The 17437-nt window shown below is 65.0% G+C and carries 19 protein-coding genes; 11 read left to right on the top strand and 8 right to left on the bottom strand.

Annotated features, from left to right (window positions below; genetic code table 11):
* The first annotated feature begins 191 nt into the window (after window positions 1-191).
* The 7 genes from AAHM38_RS08130 (at window position 192) to AAHM38_RS08100 (ending at window position 5414) form a co-directional block, all read left to right on the top strand.
* Window positions 192-707 (top strand): hypothetical protein, encoded by a 516-nt coding sequence (locus AAHM38_RS08130; protein WP_009241364.1) that lies wholly within the window; start codon window positions 192-194, stop codon window positions 705-707.
* 109 nt (window positions 708-816) lie between these two features.
* Window positions 817-1587 carry an IclR family transcriptional regulator gene (locus AAHM38_RS08125; protein WP_116575502.1) on the top strand — a complete coding sequence of 257 codons (771 nt, stop codon included), beginning with the start codon at window positions 817-819 and terminating at the stop codon, window positions 1585-1587.
* Between the two features lie 59 nt (window positions 1588-1646).
* Window positions 1647-2411, top strand: coding sequence for a glutamine ABC transporter substrate-binding protein (locus AAHM38_RS08120; protein ID WP_116575501.1), 765 nt, complete (start codon window positions 1647-1649; stop codon window positions 2409-2411).
* Between the two features lie 18 nt (window positions 2412-2429).
* Window positions 2430-3098: an amino acid ABC transporter permease gene (locus tag AAHM38_RS08115; protein WP_116575500.1), complete on the top strand. Its 669-nt coding sequence runs from the start codon at window positions 2430-2432 to the stop codon at window positions 3096-3098.
* A complete protein-coding gene (locus tag AAHM38_RS08110; RefSeq protein WP_116575499.1) occupies window positions 3095-3895 on the top strand; it encodes an amino acid ABC transporter ATP-binding protein in 801 nt (266 codons plus the stop codon). Before AAHM38_RS08115 ends, AAHM38_RS08110 begins: the two co-directional genes overlap by 4 nt.
* On the top strand, window positions 3892-4839 hold the full coding sequence (gene hutG, locus AAHM38_RS08105; protein WP_116575498.1) for a formimidoylglutamase: 948 nt from the start codon (window positions 3892-3894) through the stop codon (window positions 4837-4839). The genes AAHM38_RS08110 and hutG overlap by 4 nt, the downstream gene beginning before the upstream one ends.
* The gene (locus tag AAHM38_RS08100) at window positions 4836-5414 is read left to right on the top strand and encodes a HutD/Ves family protein (protein ID WP_116575497.1); all 579 of its coding nucleotides are present in this window, start codon (window positions 4836-4838) and stop codon (window positions 5412-5414) included. Before hutG ends, AAHM38_RS08100 begins: the two co-directional genes overlap by 4 nt.
* A gap of 97 nt (window positions 5415-5511) precedes the next feature.
* On the opposite strand, the gene AAHM38_RS08095 is transcribed toward AAHM38_RS08100, so the two are convergent.
* Window positions 5512-5796 (bottom strand): HU family DNA-binding protein, encoded by a 285-nt coding sequence (locus tag AAHM38_RS08095; RefSeq protein WP_003272088.1) that lies wholly within the window; start codon window positions 5794-5796, stop codon window positions 5512-5514.
* A 311-nt stretch (window positions 5797-6107) separates the two neighbouring features.
* On the opposite strand from AAHM38_RS08095, the gene AAHM38_RS08090 reads away from it, so the two are divergent.
* On the top strand, window positions 6108-6860 hold the full coding sequence (locus AAHM38_RS08090; protein ID WP_116575519.1) for an oxidoreductase: 753 nt from the start codon (window positions 6108-6110) through the stop codon (window positions 6858-6860).
* Window positions 6861-6909: 49 nt separating this feature from the next.
* On the opposite strand, the gene AAHM38_RS08085 is transcribed toward AAHM38_RS08090, so the two are convergent.
* Complete coding sequence (locus AAHM38_RS08085; protein WP_012762737.1) at window positions 6910-8241, bottom strand: MFS transporter; 1332 nt, start codon at window positions 8239-8241, stop codon at window positions 6910-6912.
* 180 nt (window positions 8242-8421) lie between these two features.
* On the opposite strand from AAHM38_RS08085, the gene AAHM38_RS08080 reads away from it, so the two are divergent.
* Window positions 8422-8781, top strand: coding sequence for a hypothetical protein (locus AAHM38_RS08080; protein WP_012762736.1), 360 nt, complete (start codon window positions 8422-8424; stop codon window positions 8779-8781).
* Window positions 8782-8933: 152 nt separating this feature from the next.
* Window positions 8934-10334, top strand: a complete 1401-nt coding sequence (locus AAHM38_RS08075) for a GntP family permease (protein ID WP_012762735.1) — start codon at window positions 8934-8936, stop codon at window positions 10332-10334.
* A 65-nt stretch (window positions 10335-10399) separates the two neighbouring features.
* Here the strand turns inward: AAHM38_RS08075 and AAHM38_RS08070 are convergent, their stop codons facing one another.
* The 5 genes from AAHM38_RS08070 to AAHM38_RS08050 form a co-directional block, all read right to left on the bottom strand.
* Window positions 10400-10843, bottom strand: coding sequence for a hypothetical protein (locus AAHM38_RS08070; RefSeq protein ID WP_009241353.1), 444 nt, complete (start codon window positions 10841-10843; stop codon window positions 10400-10402).
* A gap of 167 nt (window positions 10844-11010) precedes the next feature.
* Window positions 11011-11778 (bottom strand): sulfite exporter TauE/SafE family protein, encoded by a 768-nt coding sequence (locus AAHM38_RS08065; protein WP_116575496.1) that lies wholly within the window; start codon window positions 11776-11778, stop codon window positions 11011-11013.
* 64 nt (window positions 11779-11842) lie between these two features.
* Entirely contained in the window at window positions 11843-13399 is a 1557-nt protein-coding gene (locus tag AAHM38_RS08060) for an ABC transporter permease/substrate-binding protein (RefSeq protein ID WP_116575495.1), read from the bottom strand.
* The gene (locus tag AAHM38_RS08055; RefSeq protein WP_116575494.1) at window positions 13381-14589 is read right to left on the bottom strand and encodes an HD-GYP domain-containing protein; all 1209 of its coding nucleotides are present in this window, start codon (window positions 14587-14589) and stop codon (window positions 13381-13383) included. The genes AAHM38_RS08060 and AAHM38_RS08055 overlap by 19 nt, the downstream gene beginning before the upstream one ends.
* Before the next feature lie 277 nt (window positions 14590-14866).
* Window positions 14867-15139 (bottom strand): hypothetical protein, encoded by a 273-nt coding sequence (locus tag AAHM38_RS08050; RefSeq protein ID WP_009241349.1) that lies wholly within the window; start codon window positions 15137-15139, stop codon window positions 14867-14869.
* A 408-nt stretch (window positions 15140-15547) separates the two neighbouring features.
* Here AAHM38_RS08050 and AAHM38_RS08045 point away from each other — a divergent pair, with 408 nt between their 5' ends.
* The gene (locus tag AAHM38_RS08045) at window positions 15548-16354 is read left to right on the top strand and encodes a hypothetical protein (protein ID WP_012762731.1); all 807 of its coding nucleotides are present in this window, start codon (window positions 15548-15550) and stop codon (window positions 16352-16354) included.
* A 231-nt stretch (window positions 16355-16585) separates the two neighbouring features.
* Here AAHM38_RS08045 and AAHM38_RS08040 read toward each other — a convergent pair whose 3' ends face one another.
* The gene (locus AAHM38_RS08040; protein WP_009241346.1) at window positions 16586-17401 is read right to left on the bottom strand and encodes a transporter substrate-binding domain-containing protein; all 816 of its coding nucleotides are present in this window, start codon (window positions 17399-17401) and stop codon (window positions 16586-16588) included.
* Window positions 17402-17437 lie beyond the last annotated feature (36 nt).

The raw sequence follows: 17437 nt of genomic DNA, 5'->3' as shown, positions 1-17437 counted from the left end.
TCTCGTGAGTCGATCTGGTTTCAATTGACATTTGACGGTCGATGGCCATGCCCCTCGCCCGCACGAACGCAATGCCGCGCACGTGATAGTCGGTATCTCGCGCCACACGGCGTTCTAATGGTCCGCGTAGCGCCGGGTTTTTCTAGACTGGCCTCTCTTCGAACAGACGCAAAAAAACAAGGGAGGGGACGGTGGATCTGAGCCATATCCTGTCGCGCACCGAGCGCGGCACGCAGGAACTGCAAGCGCGCAGCGGGCACGTCACGCATCGGCAGCGGGCAATCCTGCTACTGGTCAATGGCGAGCGCTGCGCCGCGGACATCCTGGCGCAGTTGAGCAGCGCCGGCCCCGACATTGAAGATCGCGCCGAAGACCTCGCGCGCCTGATGGCCGACGGCTATGTCGCAAGCCACGCGCCCATCAAGACCGCGCCCCAGCCGCCCAAGCCGGTGCCGGCTGCGCCGCGCCACGTGCGGCAGGCCTCGATTGCGGACTGGCGCCTGAGCCAGGCCGGCGCCTTCTCGGCTTTGCAGCGCTATCTCGCCGAAGGTCCGGACGCGCCCATCGACTTTCTCAACGGCCTGGCCGCACCGCTGTACGCCGCGCTGACGACGTGCCGCAGCGAGGTATCCGCTCACGCCGTGGTCGCGTTTCTGGAAGCGCGCCTGGACGAGGGCGCACCTGGAAATGTGACCGAGGCGTCCTAGGTGTAAATACTGAATTCGCGCGTGATTCCCGCTTTGTGGGAATGTTGCGTTGATCCATTGAGAAAATCGTCGCATTCTCCGTCGCACCATCACACGACGGAGTTTCGCGATGACCGAGCCGGGCCTGGCACCTTCTCCAGCACAATCCGCCGCCGCGACGGGCGGATCGGACCGCGTGCTGATGGTGCTCGCCACCATCGCGCGCCACGGCCGCCCGGTCGCGGCGCGTGAGCTGGTCGAACTGACCGGCCTGCCGCAAAGTACGCTGTACCGCCAGGTGGCGATGCTCAAGCGCTGGGGCTTCGTGCTGGAATCGGCCGGCACCTATGCTCCGGGCCCCATCAGCCTGCAGCTCGCACTCGGTTTCGACCACGCTTCGCATCTGGTGCAGGAAGCGCGCATTGGCATGGCCAAACTCGTGGCCGAGTCGGGCGAATCGGTGGGGCTGGTCGTGGCCGTGAAGGATCAGGCCGTCTGCCTGGAGATGGTCGAGAGCCAGCAGTCGCTGCGCTGCTCGTTTGAGAAAGGGCGCGGTGTGCCGCTGCTGGCCGGCGCCTCTGCCAAGTCATTGCTCGCGTTCATGCCGGCCGCTGCGGCGCGCGCCATCCTTGCCGATCTGCTGGCCATCGATGCCGACACCCAGTCGCAGCTGCAAGCTGAACTCTCCGACATTCGCGCCGCGGGTTATGCGCTGTCCGAAGGCGAGGTCGACCCAGGCGTCTGGGGCGTGAGCGTGCCGGTGTTCCGGCTGCCCGGCCACGCGCTCGGCTCCATTACGTTGATGGCGCCAGCAACGCGCGTGCGCGGCAAGGAGCAGCGCCTGATCGACATGACCGTTGCAGCGGCCGCGTCCATATCTGCGCGATTGCAGGACCTTTGAATTTTCGATTTTTCCGATCTTTTTTCTCACCCCACACGCATCACACAAGGAGACCACTCATGGGGAATCGTCGTCATTTCATGCATTCGATGCTGGCTTGCGCCGTGGCGTTGTCCGCTGCGGCGTCTTTCGCAACCGCTGCGCACGCTGCCGGGGAGCCGCTGCGCGTCGCCACCGATGCCACGTTCGCGCCGATGGAGTTTGTCGAAAACGGCAAGCGTACCGGCTTTGATGTGGACCTGATCGAAGCACTGGCCCGCACCCTGGGCCGCCCGGTCGAATGGACGGACATCGATTTCAAGGGCCTCGTGCCGGGTCTGATCTCTCGCCGCTTTGACGTGGCCATCTCGGGCATCTACATCACGGAAGAGCGCAAGAAGGTGGTGGACTTTACGGTGCCGTACTACCACGGCGGCCTGGTCGCGCTGGTCAAGCAAGGCAACACGGCCATCAAGACGCCGGCGGATCTGAACGGCAAGAAGGTCAGCGTGCAGGTCGGTACCAAGTCGGTCAACTACCTGAAGGAAAACTTTCCGAAGGTCGAGCGCGTGGAGGTCGAAAAGAACGAGCAGATGTTCAACCTCGTTGAGATCGGCCGCGCCGATGCCGCCGTCACGGGTCGCCCCGCCGCCGCGTACTACGTGAAGGCGCGCCCGGGTCTGCGCCTGGTAGAGCCGGCGCTGACCACCGAGGAATACGGCATCGCCGTGCGCCGCGATCAGCCCGAGCTGACCAAGGCGTTGAACGCGGCATTGGACAAGATCAAGGCCGACGGCACGTACGACCAGATCGTCAAGAAGTGGTTTGGCGCCGCTGCCAAGTAACGACCGACGGACACATTGATGGAACTGGATTTCTCTCCTGTCTGGGCCGGTTGGACGGACATCCTGCGCGGTGCGCTCGTCACGGTCGAGGTGACGGCCGCCGCGCTGGTGCTCGGCTGCGTGCTCGGCTTGCTGATCGGCATCGGGCGGTTGAACTCGCGCCGCCGATTCATCTACGGCATCTGTACGGTGTACGTGACGTTCATCCGTGGCACGCCGCTGCTGGTGCAACTTTTCCTGCTGTTCTTCGGGCTGCCGCAGTTCGACATCCTGCTGCCGGCGTTCGTCTGCGGTGTGCTGGGGCTGGGCGTGTATTCGGGCGCGTATGTGTCGGAAATCGTGCGCGGCGCGATCCAGTCGGTGGATCGCGGGCAGATGGAGGCGGCACGCTCGATCGGCATGTCGTCGGCGCAGTCGATGCGCGCGATCATCCTGCCGCAGGCCGTGGTGCGGATGATCCCGCCGCTTGGTAACGAGTTCATCGCGCTGATCAAGAACTCGGCGCTGGTGTCGCTGCTCACGATTCACGACCTGATGCACGAAGGGCAGAAGATCATCAGCGTGTCGTATCGCTCGCTGGAGGTGTATCTGGCGATTGCGCTGGTGTACCTGGTGCTGACCAGCGCCGCCAGCTATCTGCTGCACCGGCTTGAGCGCAACATCCGTGCGGGAGGCATGGTGCAATGAACATGACGAATGCGAACCTCCAAACGCTCAAATCCGCGCTGGATGTGCCCATGATCGAGATCCGCGGGCTCACCAAATCGTATGGCGATCACACCGTGCTCAAGGGCATCGACTTTGATGTCGACGCCTCGCAGGTGGTGGTCGTCATCGGCCCCAGCGGCTCGGGCAAGAGCACGTTCCTGCGCTGCTGCAACGGGCTGGAAACAGCCGAAGGCGGCACCATCGACATCTGCGGCAAGCGCCTGATCGACAACGGCACGCTATTGCCCGATGGCGAGCTGAACCAGTTGCGCCAGCAGGTCGGCATGGTGTTCCAGTCGTTCAACCTGTTTCCGCATCTTTCGGTGCTGCACAACGTCACCGTTGGCCCGCGCATGCTGAGCGGCAAGGCGAAGCACGAAGCAGAGACGGAAGCGCGCGAGCTGCTGCAGAAAGTGGGCTTGGCACACAAGGCCGACGCAATGCCCGCGAGTCTGTCGGGCGGACAGAAGCAGCGCGTGGCCATTGCGCGTGCGCTGGCGATGCGGCCCAAGGTGATGCTGTTCGACGAACCGACCTCCGCGCTTGACCCAGAACTGGTTGGCGAAGTGCTTCAGGTGATGAAGGTGCTCGCCAAGGAAGGCATGACGATGCTCGTGGTCACGCACGAGATGGGCTTTGCACGCGAAGTGGCCGACGTGGTGGTGGTGATGGACGGCGGCGGCATCGTCGAAGCCGGGCCGCCGTCGGTCATCTTCGGCGAGCCCAAGGAAGCGCGCACGCGTTCATTCCTGCAAGCGGTGCTGACACGCGCATGAGGACGATGTTCGATGCCTCCGTCTGGCAGGGGCGTGACGACACCGGCGAGCGCGGTGACGTGACGCGCCTGTTCCAGATCGTGCAGTCGGCCGATGCGACGACGTTGTCCGGCGTGCCCGCGCTGCTGGGGTTTGCGTGCGATGCGGGCGTCGTGCGCAACCACGGCCGGGCCGGTGCGGCACAGGGCCCGCGTGAAATCCGCCGTGCGTTGGCCAACGTACCTGCACATGGTCTTTCCGCGCTCGCCGATGCGGGCGATGTCACATGTGACGACGGCGATCTGGAACGCGCGCAAACCGCACTTGCGGAATGCGTGTGCGAACTGCTCGATGCCGGCGCGCGGCCAGTGTTGCTCGGGGGCGGCCACGAAGTGGCTTTCGGCACGTACCAAGGACTGCGTCAGCATTGGCAGAAACAAGGTTGGGGCGGGCGCCTGGCGGTCGTCAATTTCGATGCGCATTTCGACCTGCGCACGAGTCGCCCCGGGAACTCCGGCACACCGTTCGACCAGATCGCCGAAGACTGCGCCGCGCACGGTATCGACCTGACGTATTGCTGCCTCGGTGTCAGCCGCCTGTCGAACACGCCCGCGCTGTTCGACCGCGCCGACGCGCTGCACGCGCACTACGTGGAAGATACCGACATGCAGGAGCGGCACCTTGATGCGCGCATGGCCGATCTCGATGCATGGCTGGCTGATGCCGATCACGTCTACCTGACCATCGACATGGATGTGCTGGCCGCCGCCGTGGCGCCCGGCGTGTCCGCGCCCGCAGCGTACGGCATCACGCTTCCGGTGCTCGAGGCCCTCGTGCAGCACGTTTGCGCCACCGGCAAGGTGCGCGTGGCAGACATCGCCGAGACCAATCCCGAATACGACCAGGATCGCCGCACCGTGCGCGTTGCGGCGCGCCTGGCGTATCACTTGTTGCGCCGCTCATGAAACTGATCCCTGCAGATGCAATGCGCCGCATGCCGTGGAAGAACGGCGGCGGTGTCACGACCGAAATCGCCATCGCGCCGGCTGGCGCCACGCTCGACCATTTCGACTGGCGCGTGAGCACTGCGCAGGTGGATGCGGCCGGGCCGTTCTCGCGTTTTGCCGGCATTGACCGCTCGTTGGCGGTGATTGCGGGTGGCCGGCTGACGATGCACCGCGCCGACGCCGAAGCCGTCACGCTCGCGCCCGGCGAGGCCCCCGCAGGCTTTCCTGGCGAAGCCGCTGTGCATGCCACGCTGGATGCGCCGCTGTCGGATTTCAACGTGATGACGCGGCGCGACGCCTGGGCGCATCGTGCCGAGGCCATCGCTCTTGCGGCCGGCGAGCGTCGTTCACTGCCGCGCTTGCATGCGGGCATGCAATGGTTGGTGTATTGCGTGCACGGCGTGTTGTCGATCGGCGCCGACGACGTACCGCAGGGGGCTGCTGCATGGCTCGATGCAGAGGGCGATCCGGATACGGTTATCGCGCGTGTCGGTTCGGTCGGTTATCTGGTGGCTTTGTGGCCGGTTGGCTGACGTTGCCAGATCAAACGCACCAAAAGAAAAGGGACCCCGTAGGGTCCCTTGCAAGTCTCCCGGCCCGGCACGCAAGCCGGGGCTCGGCAGAAGACTCTTACTTCTTCTTGTTCACGGCGTCCTTGAAGCCCTTGCCAGCCGTGAACTTCACGGTCTTGGTTGCCGGGATCTTGATGGCTTCGCCGGTGCGCGGGTTGCGGCCGGTGCGTGCAGCACGCTTGCCCGACGAGAACGAACCGAAGCCAACCAGCGTGATGGTGCCGCCCTTGGCGACGGTCTTCTTGATGTTTTCCAGCGCGGAGTTCAGCGCGCGCTCAGCGGCGGCGTTGCTCAGTTCAGCGTCTTTCGCAATGGCGGCTACGAGTTCGGATTTGGTCGTCATGTCAGTTCCCCACTTCAGGTTTGTTGGACAGCGTTGTACTGCGACCCGTTTTATATCACCGTTGTGAAGGGTTGCACATCCCCTAACTGCAAGGGTTTGCGGGCCGTTGCTTGCAGCCGACACTTGCCCCGTATGGGTTTGCGGGAAGGCATCCGGGAAACACCTGATATCGACGCCGTTTGTTTGCATTTCCGCCAGCGTTCTTCACGCGAGGAGCGCACCGAAACCGCGCAAGCGGCATGGCAGCCAACCGGCTCCCCAGACGCCGTACACTGTGTTTCTGGGCCAGTGCCAACTTCATGGAGAACATCATGTCGAGTGCGCAAATGCCTGTCGGACAAGGCTTCGCGGCGGGCGGCGAAGCGCCTGAGCAACCGCGCGGACCGTCCGTTCTGGTGGCCGGCGCCAACGGACTGGTGGGCCGTGCGGTAGTGCGTCGGCTGGTCGCGCAGCCGTGGGCAGGCAGCGTGACCCCCCTCGTACGCCGACGCGGGGCCTTGACACCAGGGCAGGCCGCGCCGGGTCGATTGCGCGAATGCGTGGTCGATTTCGATCGCCTGGATGCCGCAGAAACGCAGCCTGCGTTTGCCGCCGACATCGTCATCTGCGCGCTCGGCACGACCATCCGCCAGGCCGGTTCCCAGGCAGCATTCCGGCGCGTTGATGTCGAGTATCCGGTTGATCTGGCGCGGCGCGCATTTGCTGCCGGCGCGCATCATTTTCTGCTGGTGAGCGCGTTGGGCGCCGACGCGCGCTCGCGCGTTTTCTACAACCGCTGCAAGGGCGAGGTGGAGGCAGAAATCCTGTCGATCGGCTTTCCTTCGGTGACGGTGGTCCGGCCCTCGCTGCTGCTCGGCGCGCGCACGGAATTTCGCCTCGGCGAGCGCATTGCGCAAGCCCTGTCGCCCGCAATCGGATGGATGGTGCCCCGGACGTGGCGGCCGGTGCCGGCGGAATCGGTGGCGGCGGCGCTCGTCACGGCAGCGCGCGTGGATGCGCCCGGTGTGCGCGTGCTGGAGAACGCGGCGTTGCTCGGCGCAAAAGACGAACGGCCGGTGGGGTGATCCACCGGCCGTTGTTCACTCTTGTGTCGTCTGCGTCTATTTCACGCCATTACTTTTCGATCGGCTTGCCCGTGCGGTCGTGCATCAGCGACAGCGCAAGCACGCTGATGATCGCCGCGGCCATCACGTAGTACGACGGTGCGAGCTTGCTGCCCGAACTGGCAATCAGCCACGTCACGATCAACGGGGCGAAACCACCGAAGATGGTGACCGCCAGGTTGTACGAAATCGACAGGCCGGTGGAGCGCACCGCCGTCGGAAACTGCTCGGCCAGCACGGCCGGCGCCGGGCCCGTGAACGCCGCCAGCAACACACCCAGGAGCACCTGCACCTGCAGCAGTGTCTGCACCGTCGGGTGGACGTTGAGCCAGTGGAAGAGCGGATACGCTGCCGCTGCGATGATCAGCGCCACCGTGCCCAGCATGCGCTTGCGCCCGATGCGGTCGGACAGGGTGCCCATCAGCGGGCACAGCACGAAGATGATCGCGCCGCACAGCGCTGTCGACTGGAATGTCGCGCCTAGCGGCAGACCCAGCTGTTGCTTCGCATACGTCGGCATGTAGAACACCAGCGTGTACGTGCAGACGGTCCAGAGAATCGTCACGCCCAGGCCACCCAGCACCTCACGCGGATGATCGCGCAGCACTTGCGACAGCGGTGCCAGACGCGATTCCTTTGCCGCCTTTGCCTTCTGTGCTTCGAAAGCCGGCGGCTCGTGCAGGTGCGAGCGGATGTACATGCCGACCGGCCCGATCAACAGGCCGAACAGGAACGGAATGCGCCAGCCCCACGCATCGATCTGCTCTGGCGACAAACCGTTCGTGACGATCGCACCCATGGCGGCGCCCAGGATGAACGAGATGCCCTGGCTCGCCTGCTGCCAGCTTGCGAAGTAGCCGCGCCGTTCGTCTGGTGAATACTCGATCAGGAAGGCCGTGGCACCCCCGACTTCACCGCCAGCAGAGAAGCCCTGGATGAGCCGCGCGATCACGATCAGGATGGGCGCGCCAATACCGATTTGCGCGTACGTCGGCGCAAGGCCGATGATGGCCGTGCCGATCGCCATCAGCATGATGGTGAGCGTGAGCGCAGCCTTGCGGCCGACGCGGTCGGCGTAGATGCCTAGCACGACGGCGCCCACCGGGCGCATGAAGAATCCCACGCCAAACGTGGCGACCGTCAGCATGAACGAGGTGAAGTCGTTGCCGGTGGGGAAGAACAGCTTGGCGATGATGACGGCGAAGAAGCTGTAGACCGTAAAGTCGAACCATTCGAGGCCGTTGCCGATCGTGGCGGCGATGATGGCCTTGCGTCGGGTGGCCGCAGAGATGGCCGGTGCCGGTGCCCGATCGCCCTGGGTGGGCGCTGCCGTGGCTTGCATGGATGTGTCCTCCAGTGTTTTATGGACATCGCCTGCCTCGATCTCTCCCCAGCCCGGGCGGCGAAGCGGTCATGGTAAGTGATCCGGCAGCGATCCGGTGCTGCGGCATGCGAAGTCCTTGGAATTGAGGCGGCTAAACACTGTCGAACGCATATGCACATGCATCCAACGGAGCACATGATGACCCCGACATCGCAACCAGGCCGTCGCGCCGCCATCCTGCCGGGTGTGGTGGTCGCATGCGCGGTCGTTTTGCTGGGGGGGTGCGTGGTCGCGCCGTATTACGACGCCTACGGGAACCCGATCGCCCCCGCAGTCGTGGCGCCTGCGCCAGTGGCGGCGTATCCGTCCTATCCGTACGACCTCTATTACTACTACGGGCCGGCCTATTACCCAGCGCCGGTGTACCCGGCGCCGGTTTTCGGCAGCGTGTGGATCGGCGGGGGCGGCTGCTGGGGCTGCCATCGCGGCTGGGGTGGCCGCGGTTGGGGCCACGGAGGGGGCTGGGGGCACGAAGGAGGCTGGGGACATCGTCATTGATCGTCATCGTCAACGTGACGAAGACGCGCATCCGGCGCGCCCGAACGCCAGTTCCGCCGCCAGTTCAATACGCGTGATTGCGTAACGGAATCTGCTGCATCGCGACATACAATCCTCCGCTCTTAAAAGAAAAGCATGCGAGGAGATTGTCGATGTCCGTCATCATCGTGCTGGCTGCGCTGGCGTTCCTGATGTTCGCCGCGTATCGCGGCTACAGCGTCATCCTATTTGCACCACTGGCCGCACTCGGCGCGGTGCTGCTGACTGATCCATCGGCTGTGGCGCCGGTGTTCTCCGGCATCTTCATGGAGAAGATGGTCGGCTTCGTCAAACTGTATTTCCCGGTGTTCCTGCTCGGTGCCGTATTCGGCAAGGTGATCGAGCTGTCGGGGTTTTCGCGCTCGATCGTTGCATCGGTCATCCGCGTGGTGGGGGCCAAGCGGGCGATGCTTTCCATCGTGCTGGTGTGTGCGCTGCTGACGTACGGCGGCGTGTCGCTGTTCGTGGTGGTGTTCGCGGTGTACCCGTTTGCAGCGGAAATGTTCCGCCAGGGCAACATCCCCAAGCGCCTCATCCCGGGCACGATCGCGCTGGGCGCGTTCTCGTTCACGATGGATTCGCTGCCGGGCACGCCCCAGATTCAAAACATCATCCCGACCACGTTCTTCCACACCACCTCTTGGGCCGCGCCGTGGCTGGGTACCATCGGGGCGCTGTTCATCATCGTGGTGGGCATGTCGTATCTGGAATGGCGCCGCCGCGTGGCACTGCGCAATGGCCAGGGCTATGACCACGGCCTGACCAAGCTGGTGAACGAGCCCGAAACGGCCGAGACCGGCACGCTGGCGCACCCGCTCGTCGCCCTGTCGCCGCTGGTGCTGGTGGGTGTGATGAACCTGGTGTTCACGCGCTGGATTCCGGCGTGGTACGGCAAGGTCGTCACCGTTGCGTTGCCGGGCCTGCCCAAGCCGCTCACCGTTGAAGCCGACAAGCTGACCGCGATCTGGGCCGTGGAAGCGGCGCTGTTGATCGGCATCATCGTGGTGCTCGTATTTGGCTTCCGCGCCGTGAAGGGCCGCTTTGCGGACGGCAGCAAGGCGGCCGTGTCGGGCGCCTTGCTGGCCGCGATGAACACCGCGTCGGAATACGGTTTCGGTGGCGTGATTGCCGCGCTGCCGGGTTTCCTGGTGCTCGCCGATGGGCTGCGCGCGATTCCGAATCCGCTCGTCAACGAAGCGGTGACGGTGAGCACCCTTGCCGGCATCACCGGTTCCGCCTCGGGCGGCATGAGCATTGCACTGGCGGCCATGGCCGATCAGTTCGTGCAGGCAGCGCAGGCGACGGGCATTCCGATGGAGGTGCTGCACCGTGTGGCCGCGATGGCCTCGGGCGGCATGGACACGCTGCCGCACAATGGCGCCGTGATCACGCTGCTGGCTGTCACGGGCCTGACGCACCGCGAGGCGTATCGCGATGTGTTCTGCGTGACGATCATCAAGACGCTGGCGGTGTTCTTCGTGATTGCCGTGTTTTACGCCACCGGCATCGTCTGACGCAGACGCCGCCGCAATGAAAAGCCGACGCGCCAACGTCGGCTTTTTTCATGGGCAGGGTGCGTTTATTGACCGCTGCTGCCGGTGTCAGAGCGACGCTCGCGGCAGACCCGTTGGGCTTCCCCCACCAGCGAGTCGCACTGGTTGGCGCGACGCGACCAGAATGCGCGGTCCGACGATGACTCCGCCGCCGACGTGCCCTTGCCGTGGCGGTGCGTGACGTGCTTGTCGACCCACTTGTCGGTCTTCACGTGCGCGCGGTGGACTTTCTGCTTGAGCGTGCCGGGCGTGGCTTCCGGCTGTGCGCCGGTCGCGGTGTTGTGATAGCCGGGGTTGGCAGCGGCATCGGCATTGCGCTGTACCTGGGTGCGCGGGCCCTCCATCGGGCTGTCGACGCCCGTCACTGCGCTGTGATCCTTCTGCTGGGCCTGCGCGGGCGCCGCGCCGATCCACGCACAGGCGGCCACGGCGATTGCGGCGGCCAGACTCGACATCTTGCGTGCTTGCATGCTCGTTCTCCTTGTTGTGAAACAGGGTCGACTTCAGGGCACGCATGCCGCGTGCCACGAGGTGCATCCCGAACGTCACAATAGGGAAGCGTTAACCCGACGGACAGTCGGCGCAGACTGAACCGCCTGTCGGACAAACGCTGTCAAGCCGCCAGCGGATGCTGCATTCAAGCGCGCATGAACAGCCAGACCGTCAGGATGACCCCGACGATGACCACGAAGCCGCGAAGCACCTTTTCCGGCAGCCGATGCAGCAACCATGCGCCCGCGAATCCGCCTGCGATGCCCCCGATGCCCAGCGCCACCACGGCAGCCCAGTTGACCTGCGGGGAGAACGCAAACACCGCCACGGCCGATGCATTCATCGTCATGGCGAGCACGTTCTTGGTCGCGCCCGCCATGCGCACCTGCTGGCCGGCCACCGTGAGCGCGGCGAGCATCAGGAAGCCGATCCCACCGCCGAAGTAGCCGCCGTAAATGGCAATTGCAAACTGCGCGGTCGCCAGCGCGGTGGTCGACATGCCCGATGCTGCGTGCAGCGGTTTACGCCGGAAGCTGCCCCACGCAAACACGCTCGTTGCAAACAGCACGAGATATGGCACCAGCTTGGCGAAGAACGAAGGCGGTGTCGCCAGCAGCAACAGCGCGCCTAGCACGCCGCCCACCAGACTGATGACAATGAGCTGCTTGAGCGAGAGGTGATGCTCGCCGGCATCGACGCCGCCGGCCAGTTTGCGTCCGGCGATCGACGAGGTGATCTGGCTCGGGAATAGCGCGATCGTCGACGTCATGTTGGCGCCCAGCGGGTTGAGCCCCGCCAGCAGCAACGCCGGAAACGTGATGAACGACCCGCCGCCCGCGAGGGCATTTTGGGCGCCGGCATAGACGCCGGCTGCGGCGACGAGCAGGGCGGTGGAAAACGAAAGCGTGGTCATAAGCGGGGCGTGCTGGGCGGCTGGAATGACCGCGATGGTAATGGAACGCCCGCGCGCGTGCTCGTTAGCGCGGTGGGGTGCTGCCGCTGCGCCGGCGCAGCCACCATTCGGCCAGCTCGAACGCGGCCTGCACGAGCAGCGCCAGCACTGCTGCGGGGATGGCGCCTGCGAGCAGCGTTGCGCTGTCGTTCAGCGCGAGCCCGGTCGCGATGCGCTCGCCATAGCCGCCGGCGCCGATGAACGCAGCGATGGTCGCCGTGCCCACACTGATGACCGCGGCGGTTTTGACGCCGGCGAGGATGACCGGCAGCGCCAGCGGCAGATCCACCACGCGGGTGCGTTGCGACGGCGTAAGTCCCAGCGCCAATGCCGCATCGCGCAGGCCGTCGGGTACCTGTTCCAGCCCAACGATGGTGTTGCGCACGATGGGCAACAGCGCATAGACCGCCAGCGCAATCAGGGCCGGTACGACGCCAATCGACCCGACGACGGGGATGAGCATCGCCAGCAGTGCCAGCGACGGAATCGTCTGCAACACGCCCACGACGGCAAGGATTGGCTGCTTGATCCGGCGACGCGCTGCCATGAGGCCCAGCGGCACGCCGAGCAGCACGGCAACGCCGGTCGAGATACCCACCAGCATCAGATGACGCTGCGTGAGGCGCCCCAGGCCGTCCGTCAGCCGGCCGAAGAACGCGCGAGCCGGTGTCGCGGCCAGCACGTTGCCATGCCCGGCGAGAAACTGCTGCGCAGCTTGCGAGAACGACTGGCCTTCGAGTTCGACCGCCGCGTTCATCGCCACCATGTCGTCGCGCCCGATGCGCCCGGTCAGCGCGCTGATCGCCTGCCATTGCGCCGGATGCCGCTGCGCAACGTCGGCGCGGTAAAGCAACACGGCGTCGTAGCGCGGGAAGACGTGCGCGGGATCGTCGAGCACCAGAAGGTGTTCGCGGCGGATCTTTGCGTCGGTGGAGTAGATGTCGATCACGTCGACCTGGCTGGCGCGCAGCGCGTCATAGGCAACGCCGTGGTCGAGGCCTGTCGGGCGTTGCGGCAGCTTGTAGCGTTCGACAATCGCCGGCCAGCCGTCGGCGCGGCCGAGAAATTCGTGCGACAGGCCAGGCCGCAGCGACGGATGTGTGGCCAGGTCGGCCAGCGTGCGGATGTGCTCGCGCTCGGCATCGGCGTCACGCATGGCCAGCGCGTAGGTGTCTTCAAAGCCCAGCGGCACGCCGGCCGCCAGGCCCATCGGCGCCAGGCCGCGGTTGACGTCGGCCAGCAGCGCGGCTTGATTGGGATTGGCCGCCTGCTCGGCGGGCAAGTGGAGGATTTCGGCGGCGATGGTGCCGAGGTAATCCGGATAGACGTCGATGCTGCCGTTCTTGAGCGCGGCAAAGACGATGGCGGTGTTGCCCAGGCCGGGTACGTGTTCGGCGGGGCCACGCGGGGTTGCGGTCTGCGTGAGGATTTCGCCCAACACGTACGACTCCGTGAAGCGCTTGGAGCCGATGCGCAGAGGGGGCTCGGCAAAGGCCGATGCGCTGCACGCCAGCCAGCCCAGCGCAAGACATGACATCAGGCGCCGGAGAAAGGGATGACGGATCAGTCGCCGTGTATCCAAAGTTCGTTGAGGTCGGTCAGGCCCCAGTCGCGGGGTTCCTCTCGCGAGGCGATCTGGTCGCCGGTCTGCGCCAGGTCGATGAGTTCGGGCGCAACCCGCGTGCCCGACGATATCGAGAAGAATACCTTGACCGTGGGCGTGAGCAAGGCGCCCGGCGCATGCTGCATGACCACCGCCAGCCGGCCCGAGCGCAGCCGGACGAGCGAACCCACCGGATAGATGCCCACGCTCTTGACGAAGGCGTTGAACACCATCGGGTCGAAATGGTTGCCGCGCCATTCGACCATGCGCTGCACCGCGTAGGCGGCTTCCCACGCTTTCTTGTACGGGCGGTCGGACGTGACCGCGTCATACACGTCGCAGATGGCGCCCATGCGCGCGAACAGCGAGATGCCTTCGCCAGCCAGCTTGTGCGGATAGCCGGTGCCGTCCATGCGCTCGTGGTGGTGCAGGCAGACGTCGAGCGCGATGTCGCGCATGCTGCTGTCGCCCGTCAGGATGTCGTGGCCCGCCTGCGGGTGGACGATCACGTGGCGGAATTCAGCGTCGGTCAGTGCACCGGGCTTGTTCAACACCTCGGGCGGAATCGCGATCTTGCCGATGTCATGCAACAGGCCGGCGAGGCCCGCATCGCGGACTTCGTCATCCGACAGCCCTAGCTGACGGCCAAGCGACACCATGAGCGCGCACACGGCTACCGAATGCAGGAACGTGTAGCGATCTTTCGCTTTCAGGCGCACCAGGCTGGTCAGCGCGCTCGGGTGGCGGTCGACGGAGCCTGAAATGGCTTCCACCAATGGCAGTGCATCGCGCGCTTCGATCGTGCGGCCCATGCGAGCATCGGCAAACATAGCCTGGACGGCGACCTCCGCCTTACTGATGAGGCGAGCGGCACGGCGCATTTCTTCCGCATGCGTGATGGGGCGGGGCGCAATGTGGGCGTCGGCGGAGCAGGCCGGTGGCACCGGCATTTCGGGGGCCGGAGGTGCCGCGTTGGCGGCGGCCACGTCGGTGCCGCGCGTGGTGTCGATCCACACCTCGCGCACGCCGCTGGCACGCAGGCGTTGCAATTGGGCGGCATCTTCCACGCGAAAACGGGCCCGCCAGAACGGGTGTTCCAGCCAGGAGCCGACGAATTCGTCGAGGTACATGCCCACCCGCAGGTGTTCGATAGCGATGCGCTTGCGCATGTTGATGTTCAGAGATCGGGCCGTGGCGGGGAGGGCACGTTTTTGCGCAACGGGTCCAAGTAAAGGCGTCCCGCCAACGAATGCATTCTCTTCTATCGGACAGGCGGCCGCAGCCTTGAGGGGGAAAAGTCCGGGCTCGCCAAGTGAGGTCTGCGGGTGTAGGCGAAAAAAAAGCGGCCGGAAAGGCCGCCTCAGTAAGCCGGTGCCGGTGCCAACGCGGGCTCCGGCATCGGGGAGGGAGAGAGATACAGGGTGATACGGTCAGCCGATCGACGACTTATTGGCCGTCGGTGAACGGGTCAGCCTTGCCGACCAGGGCGCCATCGGTGTACGGATCGGCCTTGCGCAGCGCGCCATCCGTGTACGGGTCAGCCTTGCGCACGGCGCCGTCGGTGTAGACGTCTGCCTTGCGGGCGCCATCCGTATACGGGTCAGCCTTCGTCACGGCCTGGCCGTTGGTGTACGGGTCCTTGTTTTGCACGCCGGCAGCGAAGGCCGGAATTGCGGCAACAGCGATCAGCGAGGCGAGAATCAGGTTCTTGGTCTTCATGATGGACTCCACAACAGGGGGGTGAGCATTGCCGCAGGGCAGTTTTCGCTGCGGTGCGGTAACGCGATGGCATAAGCTTAGTCGTTGCTCGAACAGTAAAAAAGCAGTTCTATTAAACTCTTTGTTCAAAAATCAAGAACAATTGTGACTGTTCGAGCACCGCAATCTGCACATAAGTCATTGAATTGACACGGGAATATGGCATGCGGGATAACCCTTAATGCGAAGGTCTGACGACGGCGGCGGCAAAAAATTCCTGTCTTCATGTGCGCGGATTGTTGCGTCGCGTTACAGCCTTGGGGATTCCCCTGCCGTCAGCCCCCCTTGCGGCGGCTAAACATTCGGCGTGGATGGTCGTTGATGCAGGTACGGGCGGCGTTTTCCGCCCCTTGCAGCAGGAAGGTCACCATGTCCATCACCACCGCGTCCATCGCCCGTTTTTTGATTGACGGCGTCGCTTATCAGGCGAGGCTGTTTGCCATGCCGTTCCACGTGCCGGAAAACGGCCGTGTGCGCGCGCATGCGATCGGGCGTCCGGACATGCCGTTCAGCGGTGTGCACGTGCTGGCTGGGTGGCTGAAAGAGCGCGTGTTGCCCGAGGGCGTGGGCTTGGTGATGGCCGATCGCCTGTTCTCGCACGGCGCGGTGGAGCAGTGGTCGGGCGCCGACGGCGCGCGTGCGGCCAAGGTGCTGTCGCAGGTGGCACTTGGCAGCAAGAGCAGCCACCGCCTGTGGCGCAACACAGTGGCGGGTGGTTTCCGCGACGAGACCGCGTTCTTCTTGGGTGCTGCCTTCGTGCAGACCGACGCCGCCGTCGACGACATCCGCCTGCTGGGCGACCTGATTCCGGCGGCCGAATGGTCCAGCGTGGCCGATGCCGCCTCGACGATGATGGGGCTCCACCTGTATCGCCCTGACGAGCCCGAAACGCTGGTCAATTGCGCGCTGCTGGCGCCGTCCTGGACGGAGGCCGCCGTAGAGCGCGCCGACGGCTACCGTGCGCTGACGCTGCTGCATTCCTTTACCGAAGACGACGAGGTCATCCACGTCGACATTGAACTGCTGCCGCCGGGCCAGGTCGTGCTGCAAGTCGAGTCATGCTCAACGCGCTTTTCTGCGCGCTTCGACCCGGCGCTCCTGGGGCGTGACATGACCGACGCACTGCTGCGCGATGCGCTGGCTCTGCAACACGGCGATCGGACCAGCCTTCACTGAGCTTGCCAGCGGTTTCGCCCGAGCGCCGCGGAAGGCTGCAAGGCGCACTGGCCAGCCTCGCCAGCATGGCGGCCAGGACCAGCCCGCTGGCCGCCACGGCGGTGTATGCGAGGACCGCGCCGGCACGGTCTGGCCCCACGGCGCGCAGCTGAATGGCGTGTACCTCGCGCTGCTGATGGGCGGTGCGGCAAGGGGCGCCACACCGCACGAGCCTAGCGCTGCTCAGGCCGCTTACTTGGCCGGTGTACTCCACGGATACGCCAGCCATGCATCAAAGCGCTTGGCGAATTCACCGCTCTCGGTCGTCTGCCGCAGCCATTGGTCGACGAAGTTCTTGAACACGACGTCGCGGGGCAGCAGGTAGGCCTTCTCCGAAAAATCGAATGGCGCTTCCGGGTGCACGGCACACAGCTCCGGGTGCAGCTTCTGCTGCAGCTTGGTTTCGACCGCGTCAGTCATCATCAGGTCTGCGCGGCCGGCGACGATCTCGTTGAAGATGGTCACGTTGTCCGGATACACGCGAATCTGCGCCTGCTTCAGATGTTCGCGCGCGAATTTCTCGTTGGTGCCGCCCGGGTTGACCACGGCACGCACGTTCGGCTGATCGATCTGCGCCAGCGTCTGATATTTCGACTGGTTCTCGCAACGCGTGATCGGCGTCTTGCCGTCGCGTTGATACGGAATCGAATAGAACGCCTTCTTCTGCCGCTCCAGCGTGACCGACACCCCGCTCATGGCGATGTCGTAGCGGTCAGCCGCAAAGTCCTGCATCAGCGTCGACCACGTGGTTGGAACGATTTCCAGCTTCACGCCGAGTGCCTTGGCCAGACGTTCCCCCATCTCGACATCCAGGCCGATAAAGCGGCCATCGGCAGGATTCTTGTAAGTGAACGGCTTGTAGTCGCCGGTGGTGCCGACGCGGAGCGTACCGCGCGCGATGATTTCGTCGAGACGGTTGGTGGCTGGCGCGGTTTGCGACAGGGCGGGAGCCGCGGCACAGGCGCACAGCAGCAGGGCGCTGCTGGTGCGGATGAAACGGTGGAACATGGAAACCCCTCCTGAAAAATCAAAAAGGCGCGGCCG

The organism is Ralstonia sp. OTU4908 (assembly GCF_038440115.1).
Lineage (GTDB): Bacteria > Pseudomonadota > Gammaproteobacteria > Burkholderiales > Burkholderiaceae > Ralstonia > Ralstonia pickettii.
This window is presented reverse-complemented; position numbering and strand designations above follow the sequence as displayed.

Coding starts and splice junctions, on each gene's coding strand:
- AAHM38_RS08125 (WP_116575502.1), top strand. CDS start 817: ATGACCGAGCCGGGCCTGGCACCTTCTCCAGCACAATCCGCCGCCGCG.
- AAHM38_RS08120 (WP_116575501.1), top strand. CDS start 1,647: ATGGGGAATCGTCGTCATTTCATGCATTCGATGCTGGCTTGCGCCGTG.
- AAHM38_RS08115 (WP_116575500.1), top strand. CDS start 2,430: ATGGAACTGGATTTCTCTCCTGTCTGGGCCGGTTGGACGGACATCCTG.
- AAHM38_RS08110 (WP_116575499.1), top strand. CDS start 3,095: ATGAACATGACGAATGCGAACCTCCAAACGCTCAAATCCGCGCTGGAT.
- hutG (WP_116575498.1), top strand. CDS start 3,892: ATGAGGACGATGTTCGATGCCTCCGTCTGGCAGGGGCGTGACGACACC.
- AAHM38_RS08100 (WP_116575497.1), top strand. CDS start 4,836: ATGAAACTGATCCCTGCAGATGCAATGCGCCGCATGCCGTGGAAGAAC.
- AAHM38_RS08095 (WP_003272088.1), bottom strand. CDS start 5,796: ATGACGACCAAATCCGAACTCGTAGCCGCCATTGCGAAAGACGCTGAA.
- AAHM38_RS08090 (WP_116575519.1), top strand. CDS start 6,108: ATGTCGAGTGCGCAAATGCCTGTCGGACAAGGCTTCGCGGCGGGCGGC.
- AAHM38_RS08085 (WP_012762737.1), bottom strand. CDS start 8,241: ATGCAAGCCACGGCAGCGCCCACCCAGGGCGATCGGGCACCGGCACCG.
- AAHM38_RS08080 (WP_012762736.1), top strand. CDS start 8,422: ATGACCCCGACATCGCAACCAGGCCGTCGCGCCGCCATCCTGCCGGGT.
- AAHM38_RS08075 (WP_012762735.1), top strand. CDS start 8,934: ATGTCCGTCATCATCGTGCTGGCTGCGCTGGCGTTCCTGATGTTCGCC.
- AAHM38_RS08070 (WP_009241353.1), bottom strand. CDS start 10,843: ATGCAAGCACGCAAGATGTCGAGTCTGGCCGCCGCAATCGCCGTGGCC.
- AAHM38_RS08065 (WP_116575496.1), bottom strand. CDS start 11,778: ATGACCACGCTTTCGTTTTCCACCGCCCTGCTCGTCGCCGCAGCCGGC.
- AAHM38_RS08055 (WP_116575494.1), bottom strand. CDS start 14,589: ATGCGCAAGCGCATCGCTATCGAACACCTGCGGGTGGGCATGTACCTC.
- AAHM38_RS08050 (WP_009241349.1), bottom strand. CDS start 15,139: ATGAAGACCAAGAACCTGATTCTCGCCTCGCTGATCGCTGTTGCCGCA.
- AAHM38_RS08045 (WP_012762731.1), top strand. CDS start 15,548: ATGTCCATCACCACCGCGTCCATCGCCCGTTTTTTGATTGACGGCGTC.
- AAHM38_RS08040 (WP_009241346.1), bottom strand. CDS start 17,401: ATGTTCCACCGTTTCATCCGCACCAGCAGCGCCCTGCTGCTGTGCGCC.